Here is a 17,209-nt window from a genome sequence, read left to right as displayed (position 1 = left end):
ATCAAATCTGACTACGCGTGTTCGCATTCATCGGCTGACCGTAGGCTCCGAGGGAGCTCACGTCCGCTTCGGGTCAACTGCGACTCCGCTTTCCATGAGCGACGGTCCGGTCTAGCTCGCGAACGGACGTCACGATCGCTCGCGCGAAGGTCAGCCGCCGAGCCAACATGTGACGCGCGTTGGCGCTCACGTGAGGATGCGATTTCGCCCTTGGCGGGCTCTGCCTGCTGTTTCAGCCTTTGCTTCCCCGGGCCAATCTCAAGCAAAATGGATATGTGGGGCTACTTCGAAACGCGCAGCTTGGAAATGGATGTGCCGATCTGGGTGAAGGCGGCGTCGATTTCGCTGGGGTTGCTCAGCATGAAGAAGTTTGCCGAGCCGCTCGCACATTTGGGAAGCACGGGCGACACCCCGGTGCCGTCGTCGAGCTGGACCGTGTAGATGGTCGTGTTCTTGGCCTTGACGGCGGTGCACAGAGCCTCCATTCGCGTGTCGATCTTGCCGCGTTCAGTCGAGGACGAGGTCATGGACCCGTCGCCGTTCCACCGATTGACCGTGTTCTGGCCGTCGGTGAACAGGATGATCACGTGCTGGTACACGTTGTTGACGTCCTCGGCCGGCGCGTTCAGCGGCGCTTGCTGCAGCAGCGACAGCCAGCCCCAGTGCAGCCCGATGGTCTGATTGGTGCCGCCGTTCGCCGACATCGCGTCGATGGTGCTCTTGACGGTGCTGGCTGTGCTGGTCAGCGCCAGCAATTTGGCCGGGCAGTACGGGTCTTGGTCGGCGACAAATTGCGTTGTCAGCGCCGATGGCAATGCGTCGGAGACGTCGTAGCTCTGATCGCGGTCGGTCACACAGCCGTTCCAGTTCGAAGTTGAAGGCGAGCCTACGGAATGGCTCCAGGTGTAGCCATGCCCCTTGCACATCGCCATCGTGTACCAGGAGCTCCGTCCGCTGCTGCAATAGGAGTTGCTGGAGGAATCCTCCGACCTGGGGTCCCATAGATCCCAGCGCAGCCACGTGGCCGAGACCTTGTCGATGCCGACGTTGACGGCGCTCGCGAACGGAATCACGGAGAACATGACATCGCCCGGGGTCTTCGCCAGCGCCCCGAGCTTGTCGACAAGGTTCTTGGATGCGGTCTTCAGGTTGCTGATCTTGGTGCCCCCCATGGAACCGGTGTTGTCGAGCACCAGCGCGATGCGCAGCAGGTTGTTCCCCCAGGTCGAGGTCGAGCCGACGCTGAAGTCGAGGGTTGGAAAGCCGGCAATCTGCATGAACTGGCTCTTGATTTCGCCCGACGCCGCCATCGTCACCGTCGATCCCTTGCCGCTATTGTTGGCGGTGTAGGTGGCGGACGCCTTGACGTTCTGGCTGCCGGTGTGGGTATAGAGTGCGGCGAAGTAAGCGGCGCCAGCGGTCGGAACCTGGTCAGCCGTGATCTTCCCATCGGACAGGTTCTTGGCGACCATCAGCGCGGCCGAATCGAGCGCACCCTGCATCGCGGTGCGGGCGTGGGCGGCGCGGCTGTAGTCGATCGCAGCGCCGACGAATGACAAGACCGGCAACAAGGCGATGGCGAAGATGACGGCGATATTGCCGCGCTCGTCCCGGGCTAGGCGACCCAACGTGGTGGCGGCGGAAGAAGGGCTCAAGGTCATCGGGAATCCTCTGCAACCTCCAATAGGCAGTGGACTCTAAAGTATACGTTAAGTTACGCGCGAAAATGCTGGCAAACCGCCTTCCGCATGCGCGGCGCCGCCAAGGAGACCCGGACCTCCTGCGGGTTCCGCAGGCCGCTTTGGTGATATGCGAACGGGGCCATCCTGCAGGGATCGCTGCCACATCTTCCGCTGGTGCCACGCGAGCCGACCAGCGCCGCATCCGGCGCCGGCCGCCTCTCGCCCGCTACTGCGACCGATCCGAGGTCCAGCCTTTGTACTCGCCGACATTGTCGCGCGTCACGAGTTTCGACGGCAGCAGCTCGACCGTGGACGCCGGCTTCTGGCCGTTGAGAATGCTGACGCCGACCTGCACGGCGCGGCGGGCCATGAAGAACGGGTCCTGCGAGGCGGAGGCCTGAATCTGCGTCGCCTGCGGGTCCTTGAGGGCCGCTTCGATGTCGGGGGCGCCGTCGACCGCGGTGATGACGATGCCGGTGCGCTGCTGCTGGCGCGCGGCGAGGTCGGTGCCGATCGCCTGCGGGTCGTTGATGGCGAAGATGGCGTCGATCTTGGCGAAGCGGGTCAGATAGCCCTGCGCCACCGTGAGGCCGCCTTCGCGCGAGCCCTTGCCGTCCTGGTCGCTGGACAGGACCTTGATGCCGGGATTCTTGCCGAGCACGTTCTTGCAGCCGACCACGCGATCGATCACCGCGGAGACCTGCGGGCCGTTCTCGATGATCACGTCGCCCTTGCCTCCCAGCTTGTCGACGATGTACTGGCAGGAGATCTCGCCGGCCTGGACGTTGTTGGTGGTCACCGTGGCGTCGGCGCCTTCGGCCGCGGTGTCGACGGCAACGACGACGATGCCGGCGGCCTGCGCCTTCTTGATCGCTGGTCCGATCGCCTTGGGATCGCCAGGGTTGAGCAGGATCAGGTCGACGCCGGCGGCGATGAAATTGTCGATCTGGGTGACCTGCTTGCCGAGATCATATTCGAAGCCCACCGTCGTGATCTTCACGTTGGGGTTGGTCTTCTTGGCCTCGAACTCGGCGCCCTTCGACAACGCGACGAAGAATGGATTGCCGAGCGAGCCCAGCGAAATGCCGATCGACTTAAGCTCCTTGGCGTAGGACGGCGCGGAGCTCAGGACGAGCGCCATCGCGGCGCCGGCAAGCGAGATCGACTTCAACATTGGCTTCCTCCCTGGTCTGTTTGAAGCTCCGGCGCGGCGACCAGTTGCCGTGACGGAATGAACATGACGGCGCAGTGCCGGCTGCATTTTCATGCCTCCTTGTTTGAGCATGATCCTTTCGAAAACCGCTTCGCACTTTTTCGGATCATGCTCTCAAGTCCGAGCCGAGCCCTGCAGCCGATAGCGGTCCAGCGCCACCGCGCCGATGATGACCAGACCCTTGATCACATATTGCCAGACGTCGGACACGCCGATCAGGATCAGGCCGTTCGACAGCACGGCAATGATCAGCGCGCCGACCAGCGTTCCCCAGATCGAGCCGATGCCGCCGACAAAGGAGGTGCCGCCCAGGATCACGGCGGTGATGGCGTCGAGTTCGTAGGACTGGCCGAGCTGCAGGCCATTGGCGGCGTAGAGGCGCGCTGCCTGCATCGCGCCGCCGAGGCCCGCGAGCAGGCCGGACACGCCATAGACGAAAATCAACACGGCCCAGACCTTGATGCCGGCGAGCCGCGCCGCGCTCTCATTGCCGCCGACCGCGTAGATGTGCACCCCGAGCACGGTGCGCTTGAGCACCAGCCACGACACCAGGATGACCAGCAACGCGATCACCCAGAGCCAGGGAATCGACAATACGCCGGGAATGAGGGTCAGAGCACCGTTGCCGATGAAGGCATAGGGGATCGACGGATTGAACACCGTGGTGTCGGCGCCGAGCAGGCGCGCCGCGCCGCGCACGGCGGTCAACGATCCCAGCGTGACGATGAAGGGCGGCAGGCGCAACAGCGCGATCAAGCCGCCGTTGAGAATGCCGAATACGGTGCCGGTGAGCACCGCGGCCGGCAACCACAGCGCCCCGAGATCTGGAAATTTGGAGATGATCAGCCCGGCCATCGCCGCCGCCGCCAAGATGGAGCCGACCGACAGGTCGATGCCGCCGGTGAGGATGACGAAGGTCATGCCTGCGGCCAGCACGGTATTGACCGCGGACTGCTGCACCACGATGCCGATGTTCTGGCCGGTGAAGAAGCGGCCGTCCGACAGCACGTGAAAGCCGATGCACAAGAGCAGCAGCACCGGCAGCATGCCGACCGCGCGAATGATCATCCGCGTCCGCTGCCGCTTCGTCTCCTGCGCGGCGGCAAGACCGGGCGCGACGGGGACGGCTTTGGCGGGGGCGGTGTTGGCGGAAGCGCCGTTCTCAGGCATCGAGCTGCTCCGTTCCGGTGGCGAGGGCCATGATCTCCTCCTGATTGAGCGGCGATGTCGCGTCGCGCCGGATCTGTCCGGCGATATGTCCTGCACGCATCACGATGACGCGGTCGCAGATGCCGATGATCTCGGGCAGGTCGGACGAGATGACGAGAACCGCGGTGCCCGACTTCGCGAGATTGTCGATGATCGAATAGATCTCGGACTTGGCGCCGACGTCGACACCGCGCGTCGGCTCGTCGAGGATCAGGATCTTCGGGCCGATCGCGAGCAGCCGCGACAGCAGCACTTTCTGCTGGTTGCCGCCGGAGAGCCCGCCGGCGGGAACACCGACATTCGCAGCGCGGATGCCGAGCCCCGCGAACGCGCGCTTGGCGCGGTCACGGGCCTTGTCGCGGTCGAGAATGCCGCCGAATTTCGCATCGCGGCCGAGCACCGCGAGATTGATGTTGTCGAGGCAGGACATGTCGAGGAACAGGCCGAGCGCCTTCCTATCCTCGGTGAGGTAGGCAATGCCGGCGTCCAGCGCCTCACCGGGCGTGCGGATGGAGGCCGCGCGCCCGTCGATCTCGACATGGCCGGAGATCATGGGCGCGGCGCCGATGATGAGGTGCGCAAGCTCGGTGCGGCCGGCGCCGACCAGGCCGGCAAGCCCTACCACCTCGCCCGCATGCACCGTCAGCGAACATCCCTTGACGCGCCTGCCGTCGGCGATATCGACAGCCGCAAGCACGGGAGCTCCCGAGCGCGCGTTGGGATCGTTCCTGGGATCATGCTCCTTCTTGTAGAAGGACGAGACGTCGCGTCCCACCATCATCCGGACGATGGTGTCGGCGCGGATGTCGCCCTTGTCGAGCGAACCGACCAGCGTGCCGTCGCGCAGCACCGTGACGCGGTCGCCGAGCGCATAGACCTCGTCCATGCGATGCGAGATGTAGATGATGGCGAGACCTTCGGCGCGCAGCTGGCGGATCAGCGCGAACAGCCTTTCGCTCTCACCGGCCGACAACGCGGTGGTCGGCTCGTCCATGATCAGGATCCTGGAGCGGGCGTGCAGCGCGCGCGCGATCTCGACCAGTTGGCGCTGGCCCATCGAGAGATTGGCGACCTGCGTCTGCGGCGTGAAATCCGCGCCGAGCCGCGCCAGGATCGGACCGACGCCGGCCTGCATCGCCTCGCGCGCCAGCAAGCCGCCGCGGGAGACCTCGCGACCGAGATAGATATTCTCCGCAACGCTCAGGTTGGGGGCGAGCGAGAGTTCCTGATAGATGATCGCGATGCCGGCTGCGCGGCCGCCGAGCGGACCGCTGATCTGCACGGGCTGGCCGTCGATGCGGATTTCGCTGCCCGGGTCCGGCCGGTAGGCGCCCGACAGGATCTTCATCAGGGTGGATTTGCCGGCGCCGTTCTCGCCCATCAAAGCGTGGATTTCGCCCGAGTAGACGGTGAGGTCGACGTCGCGCAGCGCCTTGATGCTGAAAAACGATTTAGAGACCCGGCGCATCTCGAGGATGGGCTCGCTCATCACACCTCCCCGATGCGCCGACGGCGGCATCGCAATCTCACCCGCGTCTCGTTGGTCCCTGGCGCGCGCGCAAGCATTAAACAAAAGGTTGTGGCGCAGGGCAATACCTCCGGCATACCGACCAACGGTCCGGCGCTGCTTTTATCTTTTGCAGACGGAACCGATCCCGCGCGTGATGCCTTTTCTTCGCCACATCATCGCGTATCGCGATCAGCGCCGCGGCCGGTACAGGCGGCGCCATTGCGGCAGCCGCTCGGCATAGGCCTGCGCAAGCGCGCCGTCGGGCTCGAAGGTCTCGACGCGCTGTGGCGCGGTGCAGACGGCGTCGATCGCCTCCCCGGTGACGGCGAGGCGGCCAAGCCGCGCCGCACCGAACGCCGCGCCCGTCTCGCCGTCGGCAAAGCGATGCACCGGCACGTTCAGGACATTGGCCAGCACCGAAAGCCAGAACCGCGACCGTGAGCCGCCGCCGATGACATCCGCCTCCGCGATTACCAGTCCGGTCTCGGCCAGCACGTCCCGGCAATCCGCAAGCGCGAAGGCGACGCCTTCGAGCACGGCTTGCACGATCGCGTCACGATCGGTGGCGTGACTGATCCCATCGAGCATGCCGCGCACGTCGGGGTCATCGTGCGGGGTGCGTTCGCCGGAGAGGTACGGCAGGAAGCTGACCGGCGACGGCGCCCGCGGGCGCAACCCGAGCGGCGCCAGCAGCTCAGTCTCAGGGGTCCCCAACAGCCGCGCGATCCAGGCCAGGCACGAGGCCGCCGAGAGGATCGCGCCGGCTTGAATCCACCTGTCGGGGACGGCGTGACAGAACGTGTGCACGACCCGCTCCGGATTGGCCGCGATCGTCTCGGTCGGCACCAGCAATGCGCCGGAGGTCCCGAGCGAAATGAAGGCTGCCCCGGGATTGATGGCGCCGATGCCGATGGCTCCCGCCGGATTGTCGCCGGCCCCGCCCGCGATCATCGGCCGCCCGGTCATGCCCCAGCGCTGCGCCAACTCGCTCCGCAGCCGTGCAGCCGGCGCGCAGCCCTCGACCAGACGGGGCATCTGCCGGCGCGATAGCGCGGTCGCGGCGAGTCCTTCATCCGACCAATCGCGGCTGCTAACATCGAGCCACAGCGAACCCGAGGCGTCCGAGACATCCTCGATCGCCTCGCCGGTCAGCACCAGGCGCAGATAGGCCTTTGGTTGCAGCACGAGTTTTGTCGCCGCGAAGATCTCCGGTTCGTGCCTAGCGACCCACAGCAATTTTGGCGCGGTGAATCCCGGCATCGCCTTGTTGCCTGTCGTGGTCCGCAAGGCGGGCCAGCGCCGCTCCAGCTCGGCGCATTCCGCAAAGGACCGTCCGTCATTCCAGAGAATGCAGGGCCGCAACGGCCTGTGGCTGGCGTCGAGCAGCGTCGCGCCGTGCATCTGGCCGGACAGGCCGATGCCCTCGACCTCGGACAGCTCGCGCGCGTGATCCGCCTTCAGCGCGTCCAGCGTCGCGAACGTCGCCTCGATCCACTGTGCCGGGTCCTGCTCGCAATGGCCGGGACGCGGCGAGGAGACCGTCAGTGACCGGCTGCGGCTCGCCACCACGCGCTGCGCGTCGTCGACCAGAACGATTTTGACGGCGGAGGTGCCGAGGTCGATGCCGAGATACATGATGTCACTAGCCTTGCACGTTTAGGATCTTGCGCGTCCGTTGCCTTGTGCATCCACGACATTGCGGCCATGGCGGTCCCGATGTTGGCATGCACCCGTCAATCATGTAACCCCACCCGAAACCTTGCCGGGACGCAACGCCCATGACCACCGCCGCCACCCACGACGCGGGAGCCACCCGCGCGCTGATCTTTGCGCTGCTTGCGCTGGCCTGCGGGCACATGCTCTCGACCTTGCTGCGCACCATTCCGGCGGTCAGCCTCGACCTGATGGCGGCGGATTTCGGCATCGAACCGCAGGCGCTGGCGAGCCTCACCTCGGTCTACCCGTTCGCGTTTGCGGCCGCGCAGATCCCGGTCGGTGCGGCGATGGACCGCTTTGGCGTGCGGCCGGTGTCGCTGAGCCTGCTCGCGGGAACCGTGGTCGGCGCCATCGCGTCCGGGTTCGCAACGGGACCCGAAAGCTTCGCCATCGGGCAGGTGCTGCTGGGCATTGCCACCTCCGGCATGCTGATGTGCCCGATGACGTTGGCGGCCAAGCAATTGTCGGCCGCGCGCTTTGGGCTGTGGTCGGGCGCGATCCTCTCGATCGGCAATATCGGCATGCTGTTGTCGTCGAGTCCGCTCGCCTTCGTGGTCGACACTTACGGCTGGCGCGCCGGGTTCTGGATCTCGGCGCTCGGCGGCGTCGCCGTGGCGCTCGCGGTGTTCCTGCTGGTGCCGAGCCAGCCGGCCGAGCACAAGGACGAGTCCTCGCCGCTGTCGCAGATGATCGAGGTGCTCAGGCTCGGACTGTCGCGGCCCTTGCGCGGCCTGATCGCGCTGGCCCTGGTGTCGCTTGCGACCTCGCTGGTGCTGCGCGGCCTGTGGGGCGGACCGTGGCTGATGCAGGTCAAGGGATTGTCGCGGGTCGAGGCCGGCAACCAGCTCGGCGCGTTCACGCTGGCCATGATCGCAGGTCCGCTTGTCATCGGCATGATCGACCGCAGGCTGGGACGCCGCCGCGCGCTGGTGGCGGGAACGCACCTCGTCGGGGCATTGCTGCTGGCGCTGATGGCGTTAGGGGCCCCGCGCTATGCCATTTCCGTGTTGTCTGGTGTTGCGGTGATGCCGCCTCAATACGACCTCGTGCTGTTCGTGCTCATCGGGCTTGCCACTTCCGCACAGCCGCTGCTGTTCGGCATGTCGCGGCAGCTGGTCGACGCCCAAGTTGCGGGCAAGGCGCTCGCGGCGATCAACCTCGCCTTCTTCCTCGGCGCGGCGCTGATGCAATCGATCACCGGTGCGGTGGCGGCGTTTGCAGGGTTGCCGGCGGTGCTGCTTTTCATGGCAGCCATGCTTGGCATCGGCGCGCTGATCTTTCTGGTCTATACCTCGCCAAGACCGACGATAGAGTAGAGCCCTGCATCAAGGGGACATCTCATGCCTGTCGACACCAAAGCCGCCACCGACCGCCTCTTGCGCTTTCTCGCCGTCGAGGGCGTCACCGGACAGGAGGCCGCGATCGGGCGTGAGCTCACGGCTGCGCTGAAGGAGAGCGGCGTGCCGGCGAAAGCGATCCGGCTCGACGACGCCAATACCCGCATTCCGGTGCCGACCGAGACCGGCAACCTCATCGTCGACCTGCCCGGCCGCGGCGCGCTGCACAACCAGCCGCGCATCATGTTCATGACCCACATGGATACCGTGCCGCTATGCGCCGGCGCCAAGCCGAAAAAGTCGGGTCGCAAGATCGTCAATGATGCGAAGACCGCGCTCGGCGGCGACAATCGCTGCGGCTGCGGCGTGCTGGTGACGCTGGCGGCCGAGCTCGAAAAGCAGCAACTCGATCATCCGCCGATCACGCTGCTGTTCTGCGTGCGCGAGGAGAGCGGGCTCTATGGCGCGCGCCACGTCAAGCTGGACGAGCTCGGCTCGCCGGTGATGGCCTTCAACTATGACGGCGGCTCGGCCTCCAACGTCGTCATCGGCGCCGTGGGTGCCGACCGCTGGACCGTGGAAATCTTCGGCCGCGCCTCGCATGCCGGCGTCGCGCCGGAGCGCGGCATCTCCTCGACCATGATCCTCGCGCTTGCGCTCGCCGACGTGAAGGCCGGCGGCTGGTTCGGCAAGGTGGTCAAGCGCAAGCAGCAAGGCACCAGCAATGTCGGCCCCGTCACCGGCGGCGAGGGAAGGCCCGCGGGCGACGCCACCAACGTCGTCACCGACTACGTGCATGTGCGCGGCGAAAGCCGCAGCCACGACGGAAAGTTCTTCAAGGAGATCACGAAAGCCTACAAGGCCGCGTTCGAGAAGGCGGCCAAGAAAGTCACCAACGCGCAAGGCAAGTCCGGCAAGGTCAAGTTCAAGGCCGAGACCGACTATTTCCCGTTCCGCATGAAGGACAACCTTCCCGTCGTCAGACGCGCGGTGGAGGCCGTGTCCGCCGTCGGCGGCACCCCGAACGTGCGCACCGCCAATGGCGGCCTCGATGCCAACTGGATGGTCCGCCACGGCGTTCCGACCGTGACCTTCGGCGCCGGCCAGAACGAGGTGCACACGATCGACGAGTGGATCAATCTCGACGAATACGACCGCGCCTGCGCGCTGGCCGTGCAGCTCGCGACGATGCGGTGAGCTGCCTTGCATGGCGCGCGCTTGCCGGGCGGTGCGCGTCGGCCTAGCCTGCAAAGAAAACGCAGGGAGGCCGCATGCCGCGCATTTCGACCATCGAGACCGGATTCTACCGGATCCCCCTTCCCGTCACGCTGTCGGACTCGATGCATGGCGACATGGCGGCGTTCGAGCTGATCACCTGCCGCATCCGGGATGCCGATGGCGCCGAGGGCGTCGGCTACACTTACACGGTCGGACGCAATGGCGGCGCCGTCGCCGACATCCTCAAGCGCGAGATCCCGCCGCTCGTCGAAGGCCGCGAGGCCGATGATACCGAGGCGATCTGGCACCAGGTCTGGTGGGCACTGCATTATGGCGGGCGCGGCGGGCCGGCGGTGCTGGCGCTCTCGGCACTCGACATCGCGCTGTGGGATTTGAAGGCGCGGCGCGCGCAATTGCCGCTGTATCGATTGCTCGGCGGGTTCGACGCGCGCGTGCCGTGTTATGCGGGCGGCATCGATCTCGATCTCTCCGTCGAGGCACTGCTCGCGCAGACTGACGGCAATCTCAGCAAGGGCTTTCGCGCCATCAAGATGAAGGCCGGCCGCCCCGATCTCAAATCGGATGTGGCGCGGGTCGCGGCGATGCGACAGCATCTCGGTGACGGCTTTCCGTTGATGGTGGATGCCAACATGAAATGGACGGTCGAGGAAGCGATCCGCGCCGCCCGCGCGTTCCAACCGTATGACCTCACCTGGCTCGAGGAGCCGATCATTCCCGACGACGTCGCGGGCCACACTCGCATCATGCAGGCCGGCGGCGTGCCGATCGCGGCGGGCGAGAATTTGCGTTCGCTTTGGGAGTTCAAGAACTACATCGTCGCGGGCGCGGTGTCCTATCCCGAGCCTGACGTCACCAATTGCGGCGGCGTCTCCGCCTTCATGAAGATCGCGCGGCTGTCGGAGGCGTTCAACCTGCCCGTCACCAGCCATGGCGCGCATGACGTCACCGTGCACCTGCTCGCGGCCTGCCCGAACCGGTCGTATCTGGAGGCGCACGGTTTTGGGCTCGACAAATTTATCGAGCATCCACTGGTGCTGCAGGACGGGCTTGCGCTCGCGCCGGACCGTATCGGCCACGGCATCAGCTTCGATTGGGACGGGCTGGCGAAGCTGTCGGCGTAGACGGGAGCGCGTTGCTGCACGCGAGGCATTCGCTGAGGCTTGATGCAAGCTGCGGTTATTCGGCTATGGTGTCGACGCCGACACACAAGCCGAGAGATTCCCGCCTTGACCCCCGAGCTGCACCAGAAACTGACCGCGTGGCGCCGGCATTTGCATGCGCATCCCGAACTGTCCCTCCAGGAGAAAGCCACCGCGGCCTTCGTGCAGGACAAGCTCACCGAGCTCGGCATTTCCTTCGAGGCCAACATCGGCGGTCACGGCATCGTCGCGACCCTGACGCGCGGCCACGCCCAGGGCCGCGTCGGCCTGCGGGCCGACATGGATGCGCTGCCGATCACCGAAGATACGGGGCTAGCTTACGCTTCGCAAAACCCCGGTGTGATGCATGCCTGCGGCCATGACGGGCATACCGCTTCGCTGCTCGGCGCGGCCGCGCTGCTCGCCGCCGACACCAGCTGGAGCGGGACGGTCGATTTCATCTTCCAGCCGGCCGAGGAAGGTTATGGCGGCTCGCGCGCGATGGTCGCGGCCGGGCTGTTCGACCGCTTTCCGATGCAACGGGTGTTCGGCTTTCACAACTGGCCGGGGCTCGCCGCCGGCACCATCGCGGTCCATGACGGCGTCGTCATGGCCTCCGGCGGGCGCATCACCATCACCATCGATGGCCATGCCGGTCACGCCGGCATGCCGCATCTGACGCGCGATCCGGTGATGGCGGCCGGCCATTTGATCGTGGCGCTGCAATCGATCGTCTCGCGCAGCGTCGATCCGCTCGACACCGCCGTGCTCTCGCTCTGCACGCTCGAAGGCGGCACGGCACGCAACCAAATCGCCGGACGCGTCTCGATCGGCGGCACGCTGCGCTACCATCGCGATGCGGTGAAGGACACCGTTTTGGCGCGGATCGAACAGATCTGCGCCGGGATTGCCACGAGCTTCGGCGTCAAGGTCACGCCCGAGATCGTCATTGGCGTCGGCGTGGTCATCAACACGCCGGCAGAAGCGGATCTCGCGCGCCTCGCGGCGGACACGGTACGGGCCGAGTTGCGGCGCGACCTCGCGCCCAGCATGGCCGGCGAGGATTTTGCCCACTATCTCTCGCGGCGTCCGGGCGCCTTCGTCTGGATCGGCAATGGCGAATTGCGGGATGGCGCCGAGCTGCACGGCCCGCGCTATGATTTCAACGACGCGATCCTACCGGTGGCATCGAGCTGGATGGCGGAACTCGCCAAGGCGGCGCTGGCCTCGAACTAGGCCCGCTCACGAGATCTCGCGCGGCAACTTCCAGCCGGGCTTCGGCTCGAACGTCTCCTCGACCTGCGCGACGTGATAGCCGGCGGGCAGAAGGCGGCCGCCCTCCTCGTCCGCGACCGGTACGTCGGTTACCAGCCCCTCGATCAAGGCGGCTTCCCACACCTCCTTCTCCGTCGGAAAGGGATCGCCGATCTGCTTGTTGCCTTCGAACAGCGCGTACATCGGTTCCGGTCCTGCGTTGATCAAGCTCACGAGCAACGTATCGGCCGCACGGACGTTCCCATCCGGCAAATCGCAATGGATGGACACGTCGAACATGGCGCGCGTTCTGATCGGAACTTCCGGCTGGCATTACGCCTCCTGGCGAGGCCCGTTCTTTCCCAAGGGCGTGACGCTGAAGCAGCAGCTGAGCTACTACGCCGGACAGTTCGACACCACCGAGCTGAACGGGGTGTTCTACCGCACCCCGACGCCGGAGGCCGTCGAGGGTTGGCGGGAGCAGACCGGCCGCGATTTCGTCTTTGCCTGGAAGGCCTCGAAATTCATCACGCACTGGAAGCGCCTGTCGGATCGCTCGGTGAACAGCCTCGAACTGCTGGAGGATCGCATCTCACGGCTCGGCGGCAAGGCCGGCCCGATCCTGTTCCAGCTCCCGCCGCAATTCGAGGCCGACGCGGACCGCCTCGCCGGCTTCTTCAAGCTGTTGTCGCGGAAGCGGCGTTACAGTTTCGAATTCCGTCATCCGAGCTGGTATCAGCCGCGCATCTTGCGGATGCTGGCCGACGAGAACATCTCGCTGTGCCTGTCCGATCATCACGACGCGCCCGCGCCATGGAAGCGCACGGCGGATTTCGTCTATGTGCGCGGGCACGGGCCCAGCGGGCGCTATCACGGGCACTATACGAAACCCACGCTGGCGCAATGGGCGCGGCGCATCAAATCCTGGAAGCGGCAGGGCTGCGACGTCTACGTCTATTTCGACAACGACCAGAAGAGCGCGGCGCCGGCCGATGCACAGGCGTTGAAGCAATTGCTCAACGTGCGGCAAAGCGCGGCGATCACGACGGCAAGCCGCCGTGCAGGTGCCGTTGTTCACCGCTAGACGATGCCGCCTTGCCGGAGCGCCGCGATCGCGGCCTTGTCGTAGCCGAGCTCGGTCAGGATAAGATCGGTATGCTCGCCGAGCGTGGGCGGGCGCATCGCGATTTCGCCGGGCGTTTCCGACAGGCGGACGGCGGCGCGTGCCACCGGTGCGGGCTTCGGCAGACCTGGATAGTCGACGTCCTGCATGAATCCGGCGGCGCGGACGTGCGGATGATCCAGCGCCTGCTGCGGGCTCAGCACGGGGCCGGTCGGAATCATGGCCTTGCCCAGGGTGTCGACGGCTTCCTGCGTGGTGCGCTCGGCGCACCAGCGCGCCATGCGCTCGCTGATGACAGGGCCATTGTTGCCGCGGCTGATGTCGTCGGCAAAGCGCGGATCGTTCAGCCAGACCTCCTCCTCGCCCATCAGTTTCGCCCAGCGCTTGAACAGCGGATGCCCCGTGACCTGGCACAGCACCCAGCCGTCCCTGGTGCGGTAGATGTCGGCGGGCGCCGCGGTCTGGCCGAGATTGCCTGTCGGCACGCGATTGACGTTGATGACGGCCTGCTCGATCAGCGTCGCGTTGGTGAAGGACAAGGCGGTTGCGAGCAACGCGCCCTCGACGATCTGCCCGCGCCCGGATTTGCCGCGCTCGATCAGTGCGGCGAGCGTGCCGAACGCGCAATGTAGCGCGGTCCCGAAATCGACCCAGTTGACCGCGGCCCGGTAGGGTGGATCGCCGGCGCCCGTCATGTACACCGAGCCCGACATGACCTGGCCGACACCATCGAAGCCGACACGGTCGGACCATGGCCCCGGCCCGCCAAACGCGGTGGCCGTCGTCAGGATGATGTCCGGCTTGATCGCCTTGAGCGAATCGTAGTCGAGCTTCATCGCGCGCAAGGTCTGCGGCGGCAAATTGGCGACGACCACGTCCGCGGTCGCAATCAGGCGGCGCATCACCTCCTGTCCTTCCGGCTTCATCGGATCGAGCGTGAGGCACTTCTTGTTGCGGTTGACTTGAAGAAACAGCGCGCCTTCGCCAGTTTCGCCGACCGGCGCCACGAAACGATCCTCGCTGCCGTCGCGCTTCTCCACGCGAATGACCTCGGCGCCGAATTCGGCCAGCAAGGTCGCGCAATAGGGCCCCGCGATATAGCGCCCGAAATCAAGAACGCGGACGCCCGCCAGAACCCCTCCCATCGATCTCTTTCCTTTGTGCTTTTTGTCAGCTTACAGGGATTGGCATTTGCGGCAAGGTGGCAATGGACGCCATGCCCCACCCTCGAGATGTGATCGGCGAATCATTTCGACTGGCGGAAATTGTGCTCTAGTATGGACCTGTCCCTCCCCCATCAGAGCCCCGTCCATGCCGCAACAATTCGATCGATCCAAAGAAGATCTCGGCAACGCGATCCATTTCGAGCACGTCAACATCCAGGTCCCGGACCAGCGCCTCGCCACGCTGTTCTATGTCGCAGGTCTCGGGCTCACCCGCGATCCGTATCTGATGGTGTCCGACACCAACATGTGGATCAACGCCGGACGGAGCCAGTTTCATTTGCCGAGCGGCCGGCCGCAGGTGCTGCGCGGTCATGTCGGACTCGTCATCGCGGGCCGCGAGGCGCTGCTGGCGCGATTGGCGTCGGTCGCCAAAAAGCTCGAGGGCACCGCGTTCGCCTTCGCCGAGCATAACGACCATGTCGAGGCGATTTGTCCGTGGGGCAACCGCCTGCGCTGCTACGAGCCCGACGCCGCGCGCTTCGGCCGTGTCGCGCTCGGCGTTCCCTATGTCGAGTTCGACGTGCCGGTGGGATCGGCCGCTCGCATCTGCGCCTTCTACCCCGAGATCATGGGCATGCCATCCGAGTTACGGAACGGCGACGGTACGGTTGCCGCCGTGAAGACCGGCCGCGACCAGCATCTGTTGTTTCGCGAGACCGATCGACCGCAAGGCGACTATGACGGCCACCATGTGCAGATGTACATCACCGATTTTTCCGGCCCTTACCGCAAGCTGCTGGCGCGCGATTTGATCTCGCGCGAGGACAATCAGTACCAGTACCGCTTCTGCGACATCGTCGATCTCGACAGCGGCAAGCCGCTGTTCACGGTCGAGCACGAGGTGCGCAGCGCCACCCACCCGATGTTCATGCGGCCGATGGTCAATCGCAATCCGGCGATCAACAACCGCAATTACGCGTTCGGTCACGATCAGGCGTCTTGGGCGATGGGACCGGATCAATACGAGGGATAGGTGATAACCAAGTCCCGGGCGGCTCCGCTGAGTGGAGCCGCCACACGTTGCGTGCGCTCCGGTGGGACGGGCATGCCCCACCTTTCGCATCAGACGGGTGAGCGTCCCGTCAGAAGTGGACCTCGGTGCGCATGCCAAGAACCACGGCGTTGTCGGTCTTCACGCCCGCCGCGTTATAGCCGCGCCCACCGGGATTGATGACATACTGAGCGTCGAACTTGAGGTTCAGCCAGCCGGTCGCCTGCCATCCGTACCAGACTTCAAGCGGCACTTCGTTGCCGCCGGCGTTCGGACTGAGGGCAGCCGTGTTCACGTGCGTCGTGCCGACCGCGAAGCCGACTTCGTCCTGGGGACGCCAGGAGAACGTTCCGGTATGCCTGAAGCCGAGGGCGATCTGGTAATCCTGGTACGAGGTCCGGTGATCGGCGACGGTGGTATTGAGGAAGGTGTACCAGCCTACCGCACCCGGGCCGTCAACAGTCAACCGCTGCAGGATCGACTCGTAGACGCCGAAGCGGCCGCGTTGATCGCTGATATTTTGATCGGGCACACCACCGACGCCCGGGATGGTGCCGATAACACCCGGAAGGCCGCCATCAATGGACGAGGCGCTGTCGTACCAGCCGCCGAGTCTCCAGGTCCCGGTCAAGGGCCCCTTCGGCGTCCAGACCAACTCCACCGGCACCATCACGCCACTGGCGGGGTTCGAGGCGGGAATGCCGGGCAAGAAGTAGACGCCCGGGTCTGACGTCGTCAGGTAACCCGGATTGGCATCGTAGACACCGACCGACACCGTGAATTCCGGCGCGATCTTGTAGTGGACGACACCGGCCCACTGGCTCACCGGCCAATTGTAGATGTAGCCGCCCTGGATGTTGCCGGGCTGACCGCCGCAGAAGGTCAGGTTGATGAACTCGCACAGGCCGAAGAAGAAGTCGGAGCCGACCGGAAGACGGCCGCCCTTGAGTTCAAGGCGGTCATCGAAAAGCTTCTGCGAGTAATAGAGCTGCGTCAGGCGCAGAATATTGCCGCGGCCGAACACTTCGTTGGTCAGCTGCAGGGCGGGAATGTCCGCTTCGGTATTCAGATTCTTGCCGAAGCGGTCGACCAGCGTGAGACCGACGGTGCCGCCGGGAATGCCGGCGAGTTTTCCCATGTCCAGCTTCGCGCCGAACCACAACTGGCCGGCGTTGGCCGCGGTATTCCTGCTTCCGCCGGAGACATTGCCGACCGATTCGTTACCGAGCGTCAGGCCGATATCGATGCCCTGCTCCTTCAGCCTGGTCCTGCCGAGATCGCCGAACAGATACGGTCTCGTCCAGAAATCGTCAGCCGCATAAGGAACAGGCGCAGCTTTCGTCGAAAAGTCGGCCGCATACACTCCACCGCAAAACAGCGATGAGAAAGCAATCCCCACACCGCACACCCCTGCGGTGTTCATAAACCTGCGCAACATTTTACTCGTCCTCCCGCCGTCTCAGGCTTTACTTGTTTCGCCTCACGCCCCTGCCCAAAGCCCTCGAGCCTGGAACGCGCTCCCTCCCCCAGCGGCCGCCGACCAGGCAGCCTTGTGTCAACTGGAGCCTGG

At 65.4% G+C, this 17,209-nt stretch carries 14 protein-coding genes; 6 read left to right on the top strand and 8 right to left on the bottom strand.

Features of this window, described 5'->3' with window-relative positions:
• Window positions 1-281: 281 nt before the first annotated feature.
• The 5 genes from ACFQX9_RS00185 to xylB form a co-directional block, all read right to left on the bottom strand.
• Window positions 282-1,661 (bottom strand): TadE/TadG family type IV pilus assembly protein, encoded by a 1,380-nt coding sequence (locus ACFQX9_RS00185; RefSeq protein WP_247455988.1) that lies wholly within the window; start codon window positions 1,659-1,661, stop codon window positions 282-284.
• 247 nt (window positions 1,662-1,908) lie between these two features.
• Entirely contained in the window at window positions 1,909-2,856 is a 948-nt protein-coding gene (locus tag ACFQX9_RS00180) for an ABC transporter substrate-binding protein (RefSeq protein WP_018458273.1), read from the bottom strand.
• A 153-nt stretch (window positions 2,857-3,009) separates the two neighbouring features.
• Window positions 3,010-4,065 (bottom strand): ribose ABC transporter permease, encoded by a 1,056-nt coding sequence (locus ACFQX9_RS00175; protein WP_018458272.1) that lies wholly within the window; start codon window positions 4,063-4,065, stop codon window positions 3,010-3,012.
• On the bottom strand, window positions 4,058-5,593 hold the full coding sequence (locus ACFQX9_RS00170; RefSeq protein WP_377785984.1) for a sugar ABC transporter ATP-binding protein: 1,536 nt from the start codon (window positions 5,591-5,593) through the stop codon (window positions 4,058-4,060). The genes ACFQX9_RS00175 and ACFQX9_RS00170 overlap by 8 nt, the downstream gene beginning before the upstream one ends.
• Before the next feature lie 210 nt (window positions 5,594-5,803).
• Window positions 5,804-7,249, bottom strand: coding sequence for a xylulokinase (xylB, locus tag ACFQX9_RS00165; protein WP_377785981.1), 1,446 nt, complete (start codon window positions 7,247-7,249; stop codon window positions 5,804-5,806).
• A 143-nt stretch (window positions 7,250-7,392) separates the two neighbouring features.
• Here xylB and ACFQX9_RS00160 point away from each other — a divergent pair, with 143 nt between their 5' ends.
• The 4 genes from ACFQX9_RS00160 (at window position 7,393) to ACFQX9_RS00145 (ending at window position 12,281) form a co-directional block, all read left to right on the top strand.
• On the top strand, window positions 7,393-8,646 hold the full coding sequence (locus ACFQX9_RS00160; protein WP_018458269.1) for an MFS transporter: 1,254 nt from the start codon (window positions 7,393-7,395) through the stop codon (window positions 8,644-8,646).
• 24 nt (window positions 8,647-8,670) lie between these two features.
• Entirely contained in the window at window positions 8,671-9,864 is a 1,194-nt protein-coding gene (locus tag ACFQX9_RS00155) for a M20/M25/M40 family metallo-hydrolase (protein ID WP_204510528.1), read from the top strand.
• A gap of 74 nt (window positions 9,865-9,938) precedes the next feature.
• Complete coding sequence (locus ACFQX9_RS00150) at window positions 9,939-11,027, top strand: mandelate racemase/muconate lactonizing enzyme family protein (RefSeq protein WP_018458267.1); 1,089 nt, start codon at window positions 9,939-9,941, stop codon at window positions 11,025-11,027.
• Window positions 11,028-11,132: 105 nt separating this feature from the next.
• Window positions 11,133-12,281: an amidohydrolase gene (locus ACFQX9_RS00145; RefSeq protein WP_204510527.1), complete on the top strand. Its 1,149-nt coding sequence runs from the start codon at window positions 11,133-11,135 to the stop codon at window positions 12,279-12,281.
• Between the two features lie 6 nt (window positions 12,282-12,287).
• On the opposite strand, the gene ACFQX9_RS00140 is transcribed toward ACFQX9_RS00145, so the two are convergent.
• Entirely contained in the window at window positions 12,288-12,599 is a 312-nt protein-coding gene (locus tag ACFQX9_RS00140; RefSeq protein WP_018458265.1) for a hypothetical protein, read from the bottom strand.
• Here ACFQX9_RS00140 and ACFQX9_RS00135 point away from each other — a divergent pair.
• Complete coding sequence (locus tag ACFQX9_RS00135; RefSeq protein ID WP_018458264.1) at window positions 12,598-13,383, top strand: DUF72 domain-containing protein; 786 nt, start codon at window positions 12,598-12,600, stop codon at window positions 13,381-13,383. The two genes, ACFQX9_RS00140 and ACFQX9_RS00135, sit on opposite strands and share 2 nt — an antisense overlap.
• Here ACFQX9_RS00135 and ACFQX9_RS00130 read toward each other — a convergent pair.
• On the bottom strand, window positions 13,380-14,567 hold the full coding sequence (locus ACFQX9_RS00130) for a CaiB/BaiF CoA-transferase family protein (protein WP_204510526.1): 1,188 nt from the start codon (window positions 14,565-14,567) through the stop codon (window positions 13,380-13,382). The two genes, ACFQX9_RS00135 and ACFQX9_RS00130, sit on opposite strands and share 4 nt — an antisense overlap.
• Before the next feature lie 166 nt (window positions 14,568-14,733).
• On the opposite strand from ACFQX9_RS00130, the gene ACFQX9_RS00125 reads away from it, so the two are divergent.
• A complete protein-coding gene (locus tag ACFQX9_RS00125; protein ID WP_018458262.1) occupies window positions 14,734-15,621 on the top strand; it encodes a VOC family protein in 888 nt (295 codons plus the stop codon).
• A 109-nt stretch (window positions 15,622-15,730) separates the two neighbouring features.
• Here ACFQX9_RS00125 and ACFQX9_RS00120 read toward each other — a convergent pair whose 3' ends face one another.
• Window positions 15,731-17,077 (bottom strand): carbohydrate porin, encoded by a 1,347-nt coding sequence (locus tag ACFQX9_RS00120; RefSeq protein WP_204510525.1) that lies wholly within the window; start codon window positions 17,075-17,077, stop codon window positions 15,731-15,733.
• Window positions 17,078-17,209 lie beyond the last annotated feature (132 nt).

The sequence above is a fragment of the Bradyrhizobium sp. GCM10028915 genome, from assembly GCF_042666195.1.
GTDB lineage: Bacteria > Pseudomonadota > Alphaproteobacteria > Rhizobiales > Xanthobacteraceae > Bradyrhizobium > Bradyrhizobium canariense_D.
This window is presented reverse-complemented; position numbering and strand designations above follow the sequence as displayed.